Annotated in this window: 13 protein-coding genes and 1 pseudogene; 2 read left to right on the forward strand and 12 right to left on the reverse strand. The window is 37.8% G+C overall.

Translation table 11 applies throughout. The features are described 5' to 3' along the window. Positions 1–409: 409 nt before the first annotated feature. From KHM83_RS18130 to rlmD, 9 genes and pseudogenes are all read right to left on the reverse strand, one after another. Positions 410–1,696, reverse strand: coding sequence for an RNA-binding domain-containing protein (locus KHM83_RS18130; RefSeq protein WP_213238448.1), 1,287 nt, complete (start codon positions 1,694–1,696; stop codon positions 410–412). Between the two features lie 486 nt (positions 1,697–2,182). Beyond that, positions 2,183–2,526 (reverse strand): annotated as a pseudogene (gene rhuM, locus KHM83_RS19805) (RhuM family protein). 183 nt (positions 2,527–2,709) lie between these two features. Then, on the reverse strand, positions 2,710–6,033 hold the full coding sequence (locus tag KHM83_RS18145) for a DEAD/DEAH box helicase family protein (RefSeq protein WP_213238450.1): 3,324 nt from the start codon (positions 6,031–6,033) through the stop codon (positions 2,710–2,712). 20 nt (positions 6,034–6,053) lie between these two features. Continuing rightward, positions 6,054–6,995, reverse strand: a complete 942-nt coding sequence (locus KHM83_RS18150) for a hypothetical protein (RefSeq protein WP_213238451.1) — start codon at positions 6,993–6,995, stop codon at positions 6,054–6,056. After that, positions 6,996–8,534, reverse strand: a complete 1,539-nt coding sequence (locus KHM83_RS18155; protein ID WP_213238452.1) for an AAA family ATPase — start codon at positions 8,532–8,534, stop codon at positions 6,996–6,998. A 17-nt stretch (positions 8,535–8,551) separates the two neighbouring features. Then, positions 8,552–9,637, reverse strand: a complete 1,086-nt coding sequence (locus KHM83_RS18160) for a restriction endonuclease subunit S (RefSeq protein ID WP_213238453.1) — start codon at positions 9,635–9,637, stop codon at positions 8,552–8,554. An 8-nt stretch (positions 9,638–9,645) separates the two neighbouring features. Next, on the reverse strand, positions 9,646–11,121 hold the full coding sequence (locus KHM83_RS18165; protein WP_213238454.1) for a type I restriction-modification system subunit M: 1,476 nt from the start codon (positions 11,119–11,121) through the stop codon (positions 9,646–9,648). Positions 11,122–11,154: 33 nt separating this feature from the next. Further along, positions 11,155–11,367 carry a helix-turn-helix domain-containing protein gene (locus KHM83_RS18170; protein ID WP_213238455.1) on the reverse strand — a complete coding sequence of 71 codons (213 nt, stop codon included), beginning with the start codon at positions 11,365–11,367 and terminating at the stop codon, positions 11,155–11,157. A 265-nt stretch (positions 11,368–11,632) separates the two neighbouring features. Then, positions 11,633–12,988: a 23S rRNA (uracil(1939)-C(5))-methyltransferase RlmD gene (gene rlmD, locus KHM83_RS18175; RefSeq protein ID WP_213238456.1), complete on the reverse strand. Its 1,356-nt coding sequence runs from the start codon at positions 12,986–12,988 to the stop codon at positions 11,633–11,635. 375 nt (positions 12,989–13,363) lie between these two features. On the opposite strand from rlmD, the gene KHM83_RS18180 reads away from it, so the two are divergent. After that, positions 13,364–15,979 carry an EAL domain-containing protein gene (locus tag KHM83_RS18180; RefSeq protein WP_213238457.1) on the forward strand — a complete coding sequence of 872 codons (2,616 nt, stop codon included), beginning with the start codon at positions 13,364–13,366 and terminating at the stop codon, positions 15,977–15,979. Here the strand turns inward: KHM83_RS18180 and KHM83_RS18185 are convergent. After that, complete coding sequence (locus tag KHM83_RS18185; protein WP_246543196.1) at positions 15,951–16,613, reverse strand: HAD family hydrolase; 663 nt, start codon at positions 16,611–16,613, stop codon at positions 15,951–15,953. The two genes, KHM83_RS18180 and KHM83_RS18185, sit on opposite strands and share 29 nt — an antisense overlap. Before the next feature lie 225 nt (positions 16,614–16,838). Next, complete coding sequence (locus KHM83_RS18190) at positions 16,839–17,255, reverse strand: thioesterase family protein (RefSeq protein ID WP_213238458.1); 417 nt, start codon at positions 17,253–17,255, stop codon at positions 16,839–16,841. 252 nt (positions 17,256–17,507) lie between these two features. Between KHM83_RS18190 and KHM83_RS18195 the strand changes: the two genes are divergently transcribed. After that, positions 17,508–19,622: a methyl-accepting chemotaxis protein gene (locus KHM83_RS18195; protein ID WP_213238459.1), complete on the forward strand. Its 2,115-nt coding sequence runs from the start codon at positions 17,508–17,510 to the stop codon at positions 19,620–19,622. A 224-nt stretch (positions 19,623–19,846) separates the two neighbouring features. On the opposite strand, the gene KHM83_RS18200 is transcribed toward KHM83_RS18195, so the two are convergent. Continuing rightward, a partial coding sequence (locus KHM83_RS18200) for a DUF6648 family protein (protein WP_343213176.1) occupies positions 19,847–20,151 on the reverse strand: 305 nt, incomplete at its 5' end.

Raw genomic sequence — 20,151 nt, forward strand, 5'->3', positions numbered from 1 at the left:
ATGATTATTGGGCTGCAGTAACACTGCAGCCACTACACGCATTTTTTGAGGCAAGATAAGCGAGCTAGCTACGGCAAGAGTTATGAGCTAGGCAATGACAGAACTAGAAATCAGAAACATTAAAGGGGCAAAAATCGCCATTTCCGTCCGATTTTTGCCCCAAATTCATTCTAAAATCACTTCCCCTGTGATTTCTCTATTAATTTATTTCTTCTCCAACAAACAAACCGCCTCCACATGTGGCGTATGTAGAAACATATCCACCGTCCATATGCATTTTTCTTGCATCAATATGCATTCCGCCGGCATTTTGGATGGTTTTGTATGCATGTTTATCTTCATTTTGCATAAATAATATGTTATCATTATTATCGCTTCAAGGGTTGATTGAAGGAATCATTTAATAACCTCACTTCAAAACATATCTCGTTAATCTGCCACTACCTACTTTCTTAATTAGATCTTTATTCAGCATCTCTTTGATCACATTTACTGCTTGTGTCGTTCCCACCCCAAGTGTTTCTTCAACATCATTACGAGTAATTTCTTTTTGAGCTTCAAATAATTTCAATATTGGTAAATACTTTTCTTCTACTATATTTACTTCTTGAGCATGGATATTGGGTAAAATAACTCGGAATGCACCTTCAACATTTTCAAACTTCGGTTGAACATGCAACGCTTTGTAGCAACTCATCATTTTACTGATTCCTGTACCGTATGCTTCAATCAATTTCATTCGATAAAATAAACTAGCAAGCTTTTCATTTCTTGGCTGCGATGCACCAAGCATTGCGGCTTCCAAGGACATCCCAGAAACCAGTCCACCTAGTGAAATGATTTCTAAACGGTCTGAATAGAGATTTATAATGGTGCTGCCACTAAAAGCATATTCTCTATGAACGATCGCGTTGAGCAATGCCTCACGTACAGCATCTTCCGGATAATCTCTTTCATCTGAACGCAGCAATTCATGGAAAGTAGCCTTTGTGCTGTTATAAAAATTAACAGTCTTAAACGCATCCGTCAGTTGATCAAATATTGACCCTGTCAGTTCCTTTCGATCTTTAAATACCAATTTATCTGTCCCCTGAAAGACAGCAAATTTAATGGAATGCTTGCATTGATCTGAAACCAGTAATCCCAGGTTTGTAAAAATATCATCTTCGGTTAGTATCCCTAAGTTTTTCATCTGCACCTGCGAACATTCCAGTTGTCTCAGTTCCATCTCTCTATTCAAACTTTCAAAAGTCAAATCTTGAAAAAGTGATCGATTGTTTTCAAAAGACTCTCCATCAGTCATTTTAATCATCATGCGAATCGCTTCTTCTGATGCAGGTGCAGAAGTCGTTCCACTTCTAACGTAGACCCCAGATGGTTTTAGTCCTTTTTCTGTTAGATAATATGGTTTTTTAGTGCCTTGTTGAATGATTATTTTAATAATGCTTTTGCTCTCTTTCATTACCAATTCAATATTTGTAAACATAGAAACATCTGGGCGAATGCTATCTCGTACTGCGTTTGATATTTGTTGCATTACAAAATCCGGATTTTCAAGACCAGTTATTTTCCCGTTATCCTTTATACCGATATATATTGTGCCACCATTTTTATTAGCAAATGCCACTACTTCCTTTTTCACTTCAGGCGTGTAGACTTCTTTTAATTCAATGCTTTCACTTTCATATATATCCATAATGCCACTCCTACCATCAGTTTCTATCACTTCTGCCACTATTCTAACACTTACAATGTTAGAATGCAAGCAAGTAAAGAATTAGTCTTGGATCGTTTTCATGATGAAATGAAGTATATCGTCATTTATTAACCATTTACCTTATGCCATCTATATTTCGACCTACTTCGGGGCAAAAACCACAACATATCGTGTCTAAACTCTACTTACTTTTGTTTAAACCACTACATGTCATCAGCGTTATCGTTTCAACGCGGCTTGAGTAGACAATTCTAGTGCCTTCAAGACCTACTGGTTACTTGGTCAATCCTACGATTGTAAGTATTTATTAAAGCTTATTTAATTCCAGCAAAGACAACCAAAGCTACTCCGATTCAATTACTGATTCAACAACAAATTTAAGAAAAGGGTAATTTATTCTTTCTTAAGCTTTATTACTTCTACTGCTTTCATGTAATCACTTCGTTTGCGGAATCTAAAGCAGGGCTACTTCTTATGTGTCCATTCATGCTCTTCTAAATACACATCAAAGTCATCTTTTTCAGGCTCACTTAAACGCTTTTGATTGAACTTCTCATATTCTTTTTCAGCATGTTCTTTGGCTACTTCATGTGAAATAGAACCTGCACCAGTAAGAATGTCACGCTCATTAAATTTGAGGAAGGCATTGAGCTTTTCTTCTCACCCTTCCATGTGGTAAGTCCTATATTGTCTTTTGAGGCATCTGCTCTTTGTTCTATGAGTTCTGCCGCTGTATGACTATGAATAGCAAAATGAAGCTTATTTTGAGGTGTTGTTTGATAAAGCTCCGCAATTGCCTTCTGTGTCATCCATACGGTTTCATTTTCAAGTCTTACATCTATTTTTGTTTTTCCATCTTCGGTCTGATAGATGAGTAAATCATTATTATTTTCCAATGTAACCCTCCTTCTCCATACACCGCTTCAATTCATCAGGCACATTTCTGCCAACATAATGTGGGGCACTTAACATCACAACTTGTTTCACCTTTTCTAAATACTCAACCTGCCATTAATCTGATCAATAGCACCAATAATACGTTTTGCCACATCAAGCTTGCCATCAAATAAGTGCATAACATTGCCTCGCTTGTTAAATGGATGTTCATTGAGTATATGTTTATCTAGACTACCATTTTTAATCATATAATTGACCACTAACTTCACAAATTCCATTTGATTAATATTAAGGCTTTCATCGGTTAAGAACTCCGAGAACACTTCATTGGCTGCTTGTGGGGCTAATCCTACAATTTTACTGACCAATTTGAGTAGTGGCTCGTCACCAAACTCTTTTTCATAGTCCTCTCTTGTACCGAGTTCCTGCCAAAGAATCTTTTCAAAATACTTGATATCATCCTCTGTTAAAGGTTTGTTATTTCTAAGTTTATAGATCACTATATCATTCTGGTGGTCCATTAAGTACTTATTGACCTTTTTGCGATAGCTCTGCATATCATTGACTGAATATTCACCAGGGTTTTCTTTCGTCTCCATAATCTCATCAGTGAAATTAGTGTAGTAAATCTCACCCGACTTGCTATCTAGATATTTGATTAAGTCCCTTAATGCTTCACGGACTTCTTCATGGTCAAAAATATCTGCTTCTTCCCAATATTCGTTGGTCTGAACTTTATAAATCAGCTCTTCTTGCTGTTTGACTTTCTCAATAGTACCTTTAAAGGTGAGTTTTTCAGCTGTATTCACCACACGATTCTTCGGTTTAGAAGCTGGGACACGCTTGAGATCCGAATATTCAATGGTATACATCAAATAATCAAATCGCTTGGCTAGTTCATCATCGTCAATGGCTGGTACAAGTGGTGCAATGTGGTCTTCAAGATCTCTTACATCAGCATCGGATAGACTTGCAAATGCGTCCTCTTGATTGAACTTATGAATGAATTGAAGTTTCATTCTTGCATTGAACTTACTCTCATCAATGCCTTTAATTTCCTTCAAGATACCTTCGATCAGGGTATTTCTATGCTCAATGTATTCCTCAGTCTGATAATCCATAATTTGTAGCTCTTTAATAATGCCTATACGGATATTGAAAAGATTCTCAGTGAGTGATTTCATCATTTTGGCTTCTTTACCGTTTTTATTGGTTCTAAAAAACTCAAAGTTACCACAGTAGTCAAAGATTCTAAAGCCCTCTTTATCTATGCCAACACCATATAAATCTTCGCATAATCTGGTGCCACGGCCAATCATCTGCCAAAACTTAGTCTTGGAGCGCACTTTCTTGAAGAAGACAAGATTCAGTATCTCAGGAATATCAATACCAGTATCTAGCATATCCACAGATACAGCTATTTGTGGCAGCATCGTTTTTACTTCAAAGTCATCCATGGTGCTTTCCACATAATTGATACCCGTATAAACAGGTTTTGCAAAGTTCCCATGGTATTCAGGATAAAGGCTATTAAAGCGTTTTACGATAAAATCTGCATGTTTTTTATTCTTAGCAAAGATAATAGTTTTGCCCAGCTTGTCGCCGCCTTCTACTTTTAAACCTTTTGTCATCAGTTCTTGAAGGACTGTATCAATGGTGTTGTCATTAAAGAGGAATGAATTCAGGGCTTCCCCACTGATGTCTTTTACATCATCATCAAAGGTTTCTTCAAACTGCTCTTTTTCTTCATCTGTCAGGTCGTCATAATGAATGCCTTCTTCTAAAAACTTCATCTTCGTTTCAATGGTATGATAAGGCACCAAATAACCATCTTCAATGGCTTCACCTAATTCATATGCATAAGTCGGTACATTGTTTTCTAGTTCAAAAATAGAGTAGGTATTCTTATCAAGATCATTTTTAGGCGTTGCAGTAAGTCCTAATAAAATAGCGTCAAAATAATTAAAAATGTCCTGATACTTTTTATAAATACTTCGGTGACTTTCATCAATTATAATCAAATCAAAGTGACCACTTGTAAATAGCTTTTCACTACGTTTGTTCTTTACATCATCAATGGCATTCATCATAGTTGGATAAGTTGAAAATACCATTCTGCTCTCAGGGTTGTCTTTACTATCTAAAAGGTTACATAGAGACAATTCCGGTAATAATGCCTTAAAATTCTTCTTTGCTTGCTTCACAAGGGCTGTACGATCTGCTAAGAATAGAATATTTTTTACCCATCCTCTTTTAATCAGTACGTCTACGGTTGATATAGCAGTCCTTGTCTTTCCCGAACCTGTTGCCATAACAAGTAATGCTTTACGATTGCCTTTTTCAAGGGTATCGCACACCGCTGTAATTGCCATCTTTTGATAGTGACGATTGGTTATATCATCGTTGATTACAGGGTCTTTTAAAGACACTTTGTTTTGTCTTTTGAAATGAAGCCATTCTAGTTCTTCCTTGATGTAAATACCTGAGACTAAGCGCTCTGGATAGCTGGCATCATCCCATAAATAATATTCGAAACCATTTGTATAAAAAATAACTGGTCTTACTTTATATTGCTTTTCCAAACAATCTGCATACCGCTGAGCTTGTATTTGACCAACACGAGGATTCACACTGGTTTTCTTGGCTTCAACAACCGCCAGTGGTTTACCATTATCTCCAAAAAAGACATAATCTACATAACCTAAACCTGCCTGATTTGGCATAGCTTCTACTTCTACTTCTTCAAAGCAATCCTTACCGATGATCCAACCGTTAAGCTCAATTTCTAAATCAATATACATCTTACGTGTCTTAAATTCAGAAATCTCATCAACCTTAAAGTCACGGTTTTTCTTATTATCTACACGCTTGGCGGTGTTCTCACGTCTTAGATCTTCATTTTCCTTAATAATTTCTTCAAGCTTACGATCTTTAGCACCTAGTCGATCATAAAGGTCTTTCAGCTCATCTCGAGTCTTCTTCTCTTTTTCATTATCCCCGAGTAGACTTTTATCAAAGGCAATCTCAATATATTCATCCGAGTAACAGTAATCGATCCACGAAACAAATTCAAAAAGATTGTAAAGAGCAAGTACAGCTTGTTCTCTTGTAATAGGCGCAGCCGAATGAACTGCCTTATTGCCGATTTGCTGAATATACTTTATCATCGGAAAAAGTTTTGTATCAATGATCCCTTTGAAACGATAATCATGAATCAAAGATGCTAAATTGTCCTGATAAGGAGCTTCCAGTTCATGGTCATAAGAAAAGACCCACTTGACAGCCAATTCCAAAGCTCTACGTGCAAGAATTGCTGTACTGGCATAGGAAACCACCAAGCTCTTTTCTGCTTCGATACAGGCGTATGTAAAGTCTTTGTATTTTTCTTCTTTTTTTAGGAAATCAAAGTTGTAGCACATGGTATTCCCCCTTATATAATCTATAATGCTTCTAAGACAGCTTTCTTTATAAATTTATGATCTTGCATTTTATTTGATTTACATCTTTCTATTTCAGCATTTTTAGCAGTTTCTAAATCAACATAGTATAATCCAACAGCTTCTGTGACATTTGACATCCATCCACTAAGATTATCTTCAGCAAAATTTTTAATCCTGTCTTTTATGTCAAATACTTTATCCCAAGTCTCTACCTCATCATGAAAATGTTGACTAGTAATTTCAATATTTTCAATTACACCTGTTCTAATAGTAAAAACAGGTTCACAATCATTATCATTTCTCATAAATGGATAGAATACTTTACCATAATCTCTAGGATTCTTGTCACCTTTATATGTAGAATTACATGTATGACAAATGGGAAAAAGGTTCTTCCTCAACAGTGAAACAAACGGATATTTCGATCTTGGTAAATAGTGATCAAAAGCTTCACGGAATTTATCCTTTGATGTTAACATAGGACCTATTCCACAAAATGGACACACATACTCAATCGATTCAACACGGAACTCATCATAATAATTCTTAAGAGTGCCAACTTTTTCAACAAGTCCTTTTAATTTTAATAAATTATCATATAAATAATCCTGTATCGTTTTTAAAATACTTACACATCTTACAAAATCTTCGCTTGAGCCATTTAATAAATCTTCATAAGAAACTGGATCAACAGTCATATTACATACATTTTCAACTTGAATATTCTTGCTGAAGGCATTAGCTAACTTTTCTCTTTCCTCTGGCTGACTTAACTCAAACGCACCTTTAAATTCTTCAAAATCACTTTTAAGTTTGATTTCATTCATCCAGCTTGGATACTCAAATACTACAGCAGAGAAAATATTGGTGAATACACTATTGATTTGATTTATAAGGCCCTCTAATTCTTCATTTTCAAACTCATTATAAAAGTACCACATTTACATCATCCTCTTTTGAATCTCAATAATCAACATCAAGCGTTCTGATGAATCACCTAGCGTATTTTCAATTTCAAGTTTAAGTTCCTCTAATTCTTGATGACTAGTAGCTTGATTAATTTGGTTTCTAAATATATTTATTTCCTGTTTAGCCAATTCTGCCACAGTGTTTCTCTTGTCAAATAAATTAGCACTAATCATATTGGGATTAGCTCCAAAAGTCTCAATTTGCAATCCACTTTGCGCGCCCCGTTTCATGCTAACAACACTTGCTTTTCTTAAGTCTGTTATTACTTCTGGATTATGAGATGAAAATACAACTTGCGACATCGGATCAAGCATTGATTTTACTTTAGAAACAAACAAAGACTTCCAACTTGGATTAAAATGTGTCTCTGGCTCATCTAATAAAAACAAAATGTTACTTCCGCAAAAGATATTGAGTATGCTAATCAATTGAAGCACTTGGTACTCTCCATCAGAAAAATTCCTCAATTCCAGTTCAGAATCGTTTTCTGTTTTGAAGGTCATTTCAAGTAGTTCAAACACTCGATTATTTGCTATATTCCAATCGACTAAAGATTTCTTGTTTTTTTCATTCCCGTATATAATTCTGTTTCGAGTCCTTTTCTTAATCTTATAAATATTGTAGTCATAAAGCCTTTGCAGTCCTTCAAAAAAGGCTAATAAAGACATTTGTTCCCGGTCTATATTCTCTGGTGCATGAAACTCATAATACTTAAATCCGTTTTCATTTACATGAACTGTATTTGCGTAACTCATAATTTCATTTAGTAGATATGATGCCTTCTCATCGAAGTAAATATCTTCATCATAAATATCTTTCTTATCAAGTCTTATTTTAAACGAAGCCACTAAAACCTTTTCAAAAAACTCTGATAGTATTACATGATTTTCAGACTCAAACATAAACGACGTAAGGATGCCCAGTTTACTTATCGTATCATCAAAATAATAGAACAGTTCATTATATCGATCTAATATACCCTTATTAATAACCTCGCCATAATTGTTTCTCTTAATCTTCTGACTGTCCTTTTCTGCTAACGAATAAAGTTTATAGTTAATGATTTCATCACTAACCCCTTCATTATGGCCAGATGAGTAAACCACGATTTTTCTAGGAAAAAACACATAATACATATTAATATTTTCAATTTCAAACTCATTGTTTCCATTTGAAATAGTCATTTTAAAATTCTGAGATTTATTTTCTAACTTAATCAACACATGATCAGTAGCTTCCCATTGCCCACCTATTCCTACTAAAACACTTTCAATCATGTGATCTTTCTGTAATGAATAATCAACTTCATAATTTATGTCACTTGAATAATTCTCCTGAGTTATCTGGTTACTGGCATCAACAAATATTTTGGATATCAGTTCAAGAAGAATTGATTTTCCACTACCATTTATTCCAACTATTCCAAGGGTGGAATCGTCGCCAAAAGCAAAATCTTGATCTTTCTTGAAAATCTTGTAATCACTCAGCAAATTTATTCTTTTAAGTCTCATAACTCCACCTCCTATTATTATTCAAAATACTTCTGCAGTAGTGAATCAAACAGAATTTGGGTCTCATCAAGTGACTTCTGCACCTCAAGCTTTAATTTATCAACATGTTGTACAAACTCAGCAAACTCATTTTGCTTTTCTATTGGTGGAAATATAAACTCGAGATCTGACAAGGCTCCTTTACTTAATATTCCTTTAAGCGACATATTTATTGTACTTCTGATATATTGTTGAGACATCATGAATTGAATATACATAAACCATGTATTGTTATCATTCGGTACAATTGCATTTATCTGTTGATTAAACGCCACTTTTCTATCTGCTATTGCAACATTTGCAATGCTTCTTATACTTCCTGCTATACAAGTCATTAAAATGCTACCTGACTCTACACTTCTTCCCACTTTTAACCCAACTTCGGAAAGGAATTCCTTAGCAGTTGTCAAATAGGAGGCAGTAGTAATATTATCAGATTTTATCCATTCAATATAATCACCATAGTATTCAGATACTTTACGTGAAGGAGTATTCCCTGTGACTATTTCACATTCATTACTTAACTTGCTTTTCTTCCATCCAAATGGGTTTGAAACTGGATCACCAAACATTTCGACAAATCGGGATTTGATGAGAGTATCTAATAAATGCAATTGCTCATTCTTTTTCTCAATAATAGCGTGGTTCTTTTCAAGTATATTGACAATTTGCTTTTGTTCATTAATAGATGGTAAATACATCTGTGCTTCTGTCAAATTTCCAAGTTTGATATACTTAATTACTCCACCAATAGATTGGGTTCGAAGTTCTTCTATATACCCTTCCATGAAATAATAAAGATAAGGCATGTACAAGCGACCACTACTGTTGTCCTCGATAATATATGTTCTTTGATATGCATCAAATTTACCTGAATAATATTTGACATTTAGGTCTCCGTTGCCTGCCACAAGAACACATTCACAGTCATATGAATATGATGAAATCTTTAGTGGTTCTCTAGAACAAGTAAAAAAAGGGTACTGACCATTGTCTGATGAAGCGTTGGCATCCAATTTTCCTGTCCTTATTTTAGTTAATTCACCTATCCTAATTTTCTTCATAATCATCCCTACAAATCTAAATTTAGCAGCATTTTCAATTCTGCTTTTAATGTTTTTATTTCACTATCTATTTCATCAATTCTTTTCATTATCACTGAAGGTTTATCATATTCCACCCTGTCATATTCAACTTCTTTGTACTTGTTGATTGAAAGGTCATATTCATTCTTTACAATTTCATCTTTTGGAACAAAGAATGACTTCTCTGTACGCTTTCTGTCCTTTTCATTCTCAAGATTATGATAACGACTGATAATATCTGGAATATCGTTCTCTTCAACTTGTTGACGCTTATCATCAAGGGATAAGCCATCTGCCTGCATATCGTAAAACCAAACTTTATCTGTGCCACCTGCACCCGTCTTAGTAAAGATCATAATTGCAGTAGAAACCCCTGCATAAGGCTTAAATACACCACTAGGCATGGAAATAATGGCTTGCAATTGATGATTTTCGACAATCTCTTTACGAATGGATTTATGAGCATTAGAACTACCGAATAACACACCATCTGGTACGATTGATGCACATCTGCCACCTTTTTTGAGGGTTCTTAAGAAAAGGGCTAAGAATAATAGCTCTGTCTTCTTTGTTTTCGTCACTTTCAATAGGTCTGCCGACACACTGTCATAGTCTAGTGATCCTTTAAAGGGTGGATTGGCAAGAACCAGTGTGTATTTTTCTCTATCTTTATTCGTTTCTGATAGGGAATCTCTATATTCGATATTAGGTCGATCAACACCGTGAAGCATCATATTCATTGCACCAATACGAAGCATGGTTCTGTCCATGTCATTACCAAAGAACATCTCATTATGATAATGATCTTTCAGTTCTTTTATAGTGAACATATCCTCATTATTACGCTTTAAATACTCACCAGCCTCAACAAGGAATCCTGCTGAACCAGCTGCTGGGTCAACAATAATATCTGTTGGTGTTGGTTGCATCAAGTCCACCATCATTTTGATAATGTGTCTAGGCGTTCTAAACTGACCATTGGTACCTGCAGTTGCTACCTTAGAAAGCAAATACTCGTATAAATCACCTTTGGTATCATCTGTTGTATTGCCTTCTTTAACAGGGAGTCTATCAATGTTTGTAACAATCTTTTCTAACATCTGTGGTGTTGGAATCATAAAGATGGCATCATCCATGTATTTGGTAAAAGCTGAATCCTTATCGCCGTGCATGGTCTTGATAAACGGAAAGACTTTTTTTGAAACTGTGTCATACATCTCTGTAGCACTCATTTGCTTGAACTTATGCCATCTTAGATTTTGCTGATCATCATTAAATATTTTATTAAAGTCTGTACCAACAAACTCAGCCAGTCTTTCTTCTTCCTTTTGCTTGTCATCAAGTCCCTTTATAAATAAAAGGTAGGTAAACTGCTCAATAACAGACAGCGGATTGGTAATCCCACCTGTCCAAAATATTTCCCATATCTTATCTACCTTACTTCTTAACTCACCTGTAATCATAGTAGTAAGCCTCCCATGTCTAATATATCTATTCTAATAGTCCAGTAAATGCTTAATCAATGTTTCATCTAGTCCTTTTTCCATGCAAAAATCATAAAGTGCTTTCTTAGCCAGCATATTGGGACTGTTTTTGCCATTTTCCCACCGATTCACCGTGGCAAAGCTGACGTGAAGCTCTCTTGCCAGTTGTTCCTGACTCATATTCAATTTTTTTCTAATCTCTTTTACTTTTTGGGCAAAATCCATTCCATACACCTCCAATACGTCACTTTATATTATAACAAATGTTATAATATATGCCCATCTTAATTTGAAAATTATTCCAAATAAAAATCCACCGATATCACACCAGTGGATTCACATTTTTATTCAGTTTCTTATGTCCCTACATTTCACATCCAAAAGCCAAGTCTTACGATAATTTCGTCTTTCTGTTCTTTATTACGGTAATTCAAAATATCCGTCTTAAACATAAAAAGCTTGGTTTTTAGCGGTATATGTGCAAATATGATTAATCTTTTTTGTATAGTGCTACTATAGCCTCCACATGCCCCGTCCAAGGAAACATATCCACCAGCTTTAATCCGTCGGCCGGCACATAACCGGCGCGTTTAAACCAGGCGAGGTCGTCAAGAAGTGTTTTGGGATTGCATGAAATATAGACGATTTCGGGAACGCCGTAGGCTGTGATGCGCTGAACGGCTTTTTCGCCAATGCCGGCACGCGGTGGATCGACGACAATGACATCGGGTCTTGCTTCAACCGTATCCAGCGTTTGATAGACGTCACCACAGAGAAAGGTGCAATTATCGAGACCATTAAGCTTGGCATTTTCATTGGCTGCATCCACAGCATCCGACACGATTTCAATGCCAATCACCTGACGGGCGCGCTTTGCCATAATCTGACCAATGGTACCCGTACCACTAAAGAGATCAAAACATACCTTGTCTGACAAATCGGGAATGAGATCAAGCGCTGCTTTATAGAGATATTCCGCACCTCTGGTATTTGTCTGAAAAAATGAGTACAGCGTTACTTTAAACGACAGCTCCATAAGATGTTCCATGATATAGTCCCGGCCAAATAGAACGTCATAAGTCCCCGAAACCATATCGCTCTTGCCGTCATTGCGGACATAGAGGACACCTGTCAGTTCGCCGGAAAGCGGCAGTGCCTGAAGCATTTTAACAAAGGCATCACCATCAAACGGTACTTGTGTCGTCGCAGAAAGTGCTACTAAGATTTCAGCTGTTGTCACACTCTTTCGAATCACCAAATGTCTCAAGAAGCCCGTTTCACACTTTTTATCATATTTAGGCAAACCACTGGCTTTAAAATACGCTAAGATCTCAGTGAGCAGCAATCTGTAATCACCATCGATCAAGTGACAGCTCGGGACATCAACCACATCGTGATAACGTCCCTTTTTGTGCATGCCAAGCGTCAGTGGTCCGCCGATGACTTCATCACCAAAGGAAAACTCCATTTTGTTGCGATATTCAAAAACTTTAGGACTTTCGATAATCTCAAGAATTTCAATCGGCATTTTTGCCTCTTCGAAAAGATTGCTCACCATTTCGTGCTTCATCGCCAGTTGTCCCTCAGCACTAAGTGTCTGCAAGGCACAACCGCCGCAGGCGCCGAAGTGTTCACAGAACGAATCTTGTTCCGCCGGGCTCTTTTCAATAATTTCCATAATACGCCCTTCAATCCTTTCAGATCTCTTTTTGCTGATGCGCACTGCAACCTTTTGACCTTTGATCGCTTGTTTGACAAAGATCTTTTGACCTTCATGGTAACCAATGCCCATGTTAGGATATTTATTTTTTTCAATCGTCAATGTGACGATATCACCTTTTCTCACCTAGGATACTCCATTCTATTGAATTGCTGTCTTAACAGCCGCTCTATTATAACAATTTCACTGTGCGAAATCACAAAGGCGTTTGAGCCATGAAATTTGTTTTTCCCGCCATAATCTCGCTATATTTTACCACAATATTGATTAGATTGCCCATAAAATGGGCATATAGTAAGCATATCTAAGCCAATGTTTGGGGCTATCGACTTAGATATTGCTGCATCTTTACATAGAATACCCGTTGCTTAACCGCTATGGGGATGGCTTCCCCTGAAAACACGATGCATCTATTGCACACCGCTTATAATCTTAACGGTTTTCGGCAAAGTATCATTTTCAAACAAAGACTGCGGCTGATAATATTTTTGGGGGGTATTCATGTCACTTTCATATTTAAGGCATCTCATTCGTATGAAACGATGTGTGCTGTCTATGACAGTTCTTTTTGTTGTGTTCATGAGTTTGCAAATGGGTGCCGCTTTTGCCAATCACAAGCATACCATTCTCTTTATCAGTTCATACAATTCAAGATTCCCAACCTTTTTCCTTCAAATAGAGGGCCTTAAACACAACTTACCCAAAGACAGTTTTATCATTGATCTCGAATTCATGGATGCAAAGCGTTTTAACGATTCTGATAATGAAAACAGCTTTTACAAACGCCTTGCTTATAAATTAAATAAAGATAATCCCTACGATCTGGTCATTGTCAGCGATGACAATGCCCTGCGATTCGCCCTAGCACATCAAAGTGAACTCTTCAGCGATATCCCCATTGTCTTCTTGGGGGTTAACGATCATGACCTCGTTGTCAGTATGCGGGATAATCCCATGGTTACCGGCGTCTTTGAACATGCTTCTATTGATCGTACCATTACGCTTGCAACAGAGTTAATGCCGGAAGCGACCGATCTCTATGCCATCGTTGACGATACGCTTTCAGGACAGGGAGATCTCGCCGTTTACAACAGCCTGAGTTCACTTTTTCCATCATTGACTTTTCACACCATTGACTTGCGGCAAATGACATTCGAAATGCTGAGCAACAGATTGGAAGTCTTGAAGCCAACGGATATTGTCATTCTGCTCTCCGCCTATGATGACAGCAGCGGTAAAACCATCTCGTTTGACGATATTATGGAAATTATGAATGCACACGCAGCCGTACCTATCTTTCATTTATACGAACATGGCGTTGGAGACGGCTTAATTGGCGGTTGTATCATTAGCCATATGGCACAGGGGGAAGCTGCCGGCGTCATCGCCAATGATTTGCTGACAAAAGAACTCACACCTGCTGACATACCTGTTTTGATGGAAAGTCCAAACACCTACATGCTGGATTATGAAATCGTAAAAAACCATGATCTCAGTACGGACAGCCTGCCGGAAGATATCATCTGGCTCAATCGAGTGGAATCATTCTGGGAAACTTATTTTAACCTGATCGTCACCATTACTTGTATTTTTATGGCGCTATTGTTCTTTTTAAGTTATTTGCTTTACTATATCAAAAAAGCCAAAGATATCGAAAACCATTTACAAGAGCGATCAGAAGAATTAAAAGATCTTTACGAGGAACTCTCTGCTTCTGAAGAAGAACTCCGCGTTCAAAATGAAGAGCTTATGGTCACACAGTCTCAACTTAAAAAACAGCGTTCTGAGCTCATCCGAAAGCAAAAACTTATTGAAGACTATGCCTACTATGATTTTTTAACCCATTTGCCAAATCGTTATTCGCTTAAAATGGATATTCATAAACTCCTTGAACGGCAATCGCCTACCGGAATCAAAGGGGCAATTTTCTTCATTGACTTTGATAACTTTAAATATGTCAACGACAACTTTGGACACTCATATGGTGATGCGCTGCTCATTGAAATTTCTAAAAGACTTGAAAAACAATTGTTGGATAATGGCAAAGTCTATCGGCTTGGCGGAGATGAGTTTGTCGCCATGGTCGATTCTTCCTGCGATTACGAAACCATTGATTTTATTGCCAAGCGCTTGGTCGATTCATTCCAGACGCCTATGACCATTCATGATAACGCCTTTCTCGTTACATTCAGCATGGGAATCGCGATGATTCCAATTCATGGCAGTGACTTTGACAGTCTTATCGGCGCTGCTGACCTCGCCATGTATGAAGCAAAAAATGCTGGCAAAAACGGTTATAAATTCTTCGATGAATCTGCAAGTGCGCAGCCGGCACAGCGCAACGCCTTAAAACGCGAACTCAATCACGCCATCGCTGAAAACGAAATGACACTGAACTTTCAGCCGATTTACACGCGAGAAGGCGCCAAAATACGATTTGCCGAAGCAATGCTCCGTTGGCACAGCAGTACCGGTTTTGTACCACCTCAGAAGTTTTTGCCAATCGTTCATGAACTCGGCGTTATGAGCTTATTAACCAAGTACGTCTTCAGTGAAGTGCTCGACCTCTCCACCATTCTGAACAGCAGCGAGAAGGTTACCTATGTTAACATCAACATTTCCAATGACGAAATCCTCAGCAGTATTCTCATTGCAGAAGTTGAGCAGCTTCTTTCAAAATCACATGTTGATCCCCAGCTTATTTGCCTCGAGGTTTCTGAAGCTTTGATCGAATCCAACTTCGACATGGTACAAAAACAAATAACCGCGCTCTCGCGACTCGGTTTTAGAATCATCATCGACAATTTCGGCGCCGAATATTTGTCACTCAATTATTTGAAAAAGCTGCCTATTGATTTTGTCAAAATGGATATAACCATGTTTTCAGATCTCTCCGCCAATGAAAAAATGCTCAGTTCACTGATTAACATCTTACGCGAACTCAACATTCTCATTATCATCAAAAACGTTGAAAGCGAAGTACATCTCAGCTACCTCAACACTTTTGACTATGATTATATTCAAGGACACTATTTCAGTTATCCCGTCGGCAGGGATCGGCTGATCAAAATGGTATTAGATGAAGAGATCAAGATCTATCATCCGCAATCTCACTAAAGCCAAAAATAAAGTGATCTGCCGCTTCTGCAATCTCCGAATGATAGGGTGCTGATATCTCATCATAAATGGCAATGACACGCATGCCCGCATTTCGCGCCGCTTGAACACCTGCATACGTATCTTCAAAAACCAGACATTTTGATGGCAAAACGTCCAAATCCTCTGCGACTTTTAAGAAAATATCCGGTGAGGGTTTACCCACCTTTACTTCACAAGATGTCCGCATGGCATCAAAATGGCTTACCATTTGATGTGCCTCTAATACCGTCATGAGAAGTTCTCTCGAGTTGCTGGTGCCAATCCCCAGTTTGATCCCTTCCTTTAATGCGTGATTAATAATTTTCTTCACATCGTGTTTTAATGGAATGCGATTGGCGTAAAAATCTTTGGCCATGGCATTCCATTCATCTTTAATGGCTTCCATCGGTTCATTTAATTGAAAGCGATCCATAAAATACTGAGCTGTCTCCGTAAAACTCATGCCTTCTATATCCTTTTGCAGATCTTCAGGCAATACAATGCCGCGCTTTTCCAAAAAATCAATATCAATTTGTTTCCATATCCACATCGAATCGACTAATGTACCATCTAGGTCAAAGATAATTGCCTCTATGTTCTCTAAATATGTCAATGATTTGCCTCCTCATGAATCGTTCGTATTCTTCTTAAAGTACTATTCGGCAGCGGCATACCGTTCACACTTCCCAATGGTAAAAAGAGACTTGAAGCCATGGCCTCAAATCTCTATTCGTGCTTATAATGCCCTGCACACAATATCTTACCTCAAACGCATCCTTATGACAAATAGTAATATTACATCAAACTTCTCAGCAATTGTCCTCAACTCAGCGAATACTTATTCGTGCAGTGATTGCTCCCTTTCTGACGCTCTCTCTCTCAACTTATGATGATTGACTAAATAGCGGACATGCGTGCCTTCCCCAATCTTGCCAACCTCATCAAAAGCTTCCATCGAAAGCGTCACACGCGTTTCATCAGAACTGATCACTTTGACTTCAACACTGACAGTACCGCCAATCAACGTGGGTTTAAAGTGGTCGATTTCCACATGCTTTCCGATGGATACAAACCCCTCAGGCAATGACTTGTCAATGAGCATTGAAGAAGCCTCGATCATCATCGCAACCAATCGAGGGGTTGCAAAGAGCCTCTTAATGCTGCCGCTGCCATAATTCAGTGACGCATCTTCTTCCGTTACCCTTCTTTGTATAATCATACTTTTACCAATATCAATCGGTTTTATCTCAACCATACCATCACCTCCATCATTTTATAAGCCTTGTTCTTATTTGAATACATACCCAATTTGAATCACTTTATTGGCAAAACATCGAAATCCTAATTTGGATATTAAAAAAAGATATCATTGTATAATTATTTCTTTTTTTGTGTCATTTTTTGCGAAATAAGCGTTATAATATAAAGGATGCATCTTACATATGTGTAGGGTGGACGAGGGTGTATGGCTTGGTTAATCATTAATCACGACAAGCAGGAGGTCAAAATGGGAAAAGGGGTAAATCGGTTTAGGAAAAAGGGTCAGCCTAAACCGGCCAAGACAGCAAAAAAAGCAGGGAAATCAAAGAAGAAGAAAAATTTTGGTTTCAACGTGAGGGCAAAGCTGGTCTTAAGTTACGCTTTATTATTTGCAGTCATTGTCATCTCACTGAGTTTTACCATTATCGGCATTCAATCCCTGAACGAAGTCATTGATATCAACAATACCGTGAGCGACATCATCCGGAATATCGACGGCATTCTGGCACATCAGAGTGAATACGAATCCACCGGTGATGCGGCGTTGTTGACATTTATCGACGATCGTTTAACGACAACCAAGGATGAAATTACAAAGGTCTTGGATTCGGATGCCGACCAAGAAATTAAAGACCAGATTTCCAGTATTCAAGAATTAATCGAATCCTACGAATCCGTACTTGACAATTACCTTGGATATGAAAACGACCGGGAGGTCGCACTTGCAAACCTCTCAAACAGTGCCGATGAAACAGAAGCCACTTTAGACAAACTCGAAATTGTCCTTAGAAGCGAACTGGAAAACTCGGGCGATCAGTTAACTGTTTTAAAGGACAAAGACTATTCGTTACTGACTAAAACGCTGGAAATGAGGAACTATCTTGCCGTCTTGAGAGCACTTGAAAAAGAGTATATCATAACAGGCGAGAAGTCAAAGCTAACCGATATCACAACGGTCAGCAAAGAATTCCAGTACACACTGCTCTCAATGTCTGATGACCTTGAAACAATCGGGAGCGGCAATTTTGTCAGTACCACAATTGATGGTCTCAACAGCTATATATTAGCAACCAATCGCTTATATTCTGTTGATATTTCATTGACTATGCAGTATCAAGGACTTGTACAAATCGTCGATCAAGTCCAAGATCTCGTCGATGGGATCTTTGATCTTCAGGGAACTGTTATCAACGGCATCAGTGCTTCTACAGTCAGAAGCGCACAAATATCACTCTTTTTCGGTATTATTATTTCACTGATCAGTTCTGTTTTTATTTATCGTTCAATCTCAATACCACTTAAAAAGTTAATCGCCGAGCTGACACAGGCAACAGAAACGCAAGATTTGACTAAACAGATCAATCTTAAAAACAATGATGAGTTTAAGCAACTCGCCACTGCATTCAATCAATATAATGAAAAAATTCACAGTATGATTGTCGATGTTGATCACAATGCAGACGGACTCGGAAGACTCGCCAGTGAAGTTACCGATGAAGTTGTTCGCTTAAACGGCAATATTGAGATGATTTCTGCCAGTACCGAAGAACTATCTGCGAGCATGGAAGAAACCAGCGCTTCAACTGAGGAAGTAAATGCTTCTACCTATGTTATTGACACACTCATTGAAGATGTCGTTGAACAGGCAAACAGCGGCATGGACTTCACGGTCAAACTTCGCACGAGAGCCGGTCGTATTAAATCTTCTTCGGAAGAGGCAAAAGACAAAGCCGTCAATCTTTATCAAAATTCAAAAGAAGTGTTGTCCGTTTCAATCGAAAAATCGAAAGAGGTTGAAAAAATCAATTTGCTGACAGGCTCTATTCTTGAAATCGCAGATCAGACAAATTTACTCGCACTCAATGCAGCCATAGAAGCAGCTCGTGCTGGTGAAGCCGGCAAGGGATTCAGTGTTGTCGCGGAAGAAATTCGCAAACTGGCGTCGACATCGCAGAATTCAGCCAATGAAATCCAAGCGGTTACGCAGGGCGTCATTAAATCCGTTTCAGATTTAGCGGAAAACGCTTCGGCTCTCATTGACTTTATTGAGAGCAATGTCTTAGAAGATTATGAATCCTTAACAAAAATCGGCGATCGCTATGATAGGGATGCCAACAATCTTTCAGAAATCTTTAATCGACTTGTACAAACAATGAATGATATGAAAGCATCTGTCACCAATGTCAATGAAACGATCAGCAGTATTACCGTTACCATTTCAGACAGTGCAAAAGGCGTTTCCGACGTAGCGTCTCACGTAAACGATATTATGCGCGTTTCTGAAAAAGTTACCAAAGAAATTGACGTTGTTAAAGTCAATAGTAAAACCCTTAAAGATTATGTCGGTGAATTTAAAATCTAACTCACCCTGCGCATCACCTTTGCATATTTTTTTAAATGATTAACAAATCCATGCAAAAACCCCTCTCGGCTTAGAGAGGGGTTTTTTTACATTTGTTACTGCATCAGATCATGTAATACTTAATGCCGCACGGCGCTTACACCAAACATTGTCGCTTGCATCAAACATTGTCGCTTGCATCAAACATTGTCGCTTGCATCAAACATTGTCGCTTGCACCAAATATTAGTATACTTTTGTATTAACGTAGTCATGAATCAGCGACGGCTTAGCACTGTCTTCAAAACAGCCTGCCGCTTTCAGTTTGAACAATATTTTTCGATCCCGAGAATGCAGGATAACAGAATCCAAATCATGCAGTACAATTTCGAAAACCTGCCCACAGAGCGCTCTGGAATTTAAATCTATGTAGGGCTTGCTGAACGAAGTTAAAACCATTGAGAATACTGACTTTGAAACGCTTTTTTGATATAATAAATGCAAGGATTTTAACATTTCTTCCACAAAAACCTTGCAGATGGAGGCGCCTC

The organism is Fusibacter paucivorans, from assembly GCF_018390735.1.
In the GTDB taxonomy this organism is placed as follows: Bacteria; Bacillota; Clostridia; order Peptostreptococcales; family Acidaminobacteraceae; genus Fusibacter; species Fusibacter paucivorans.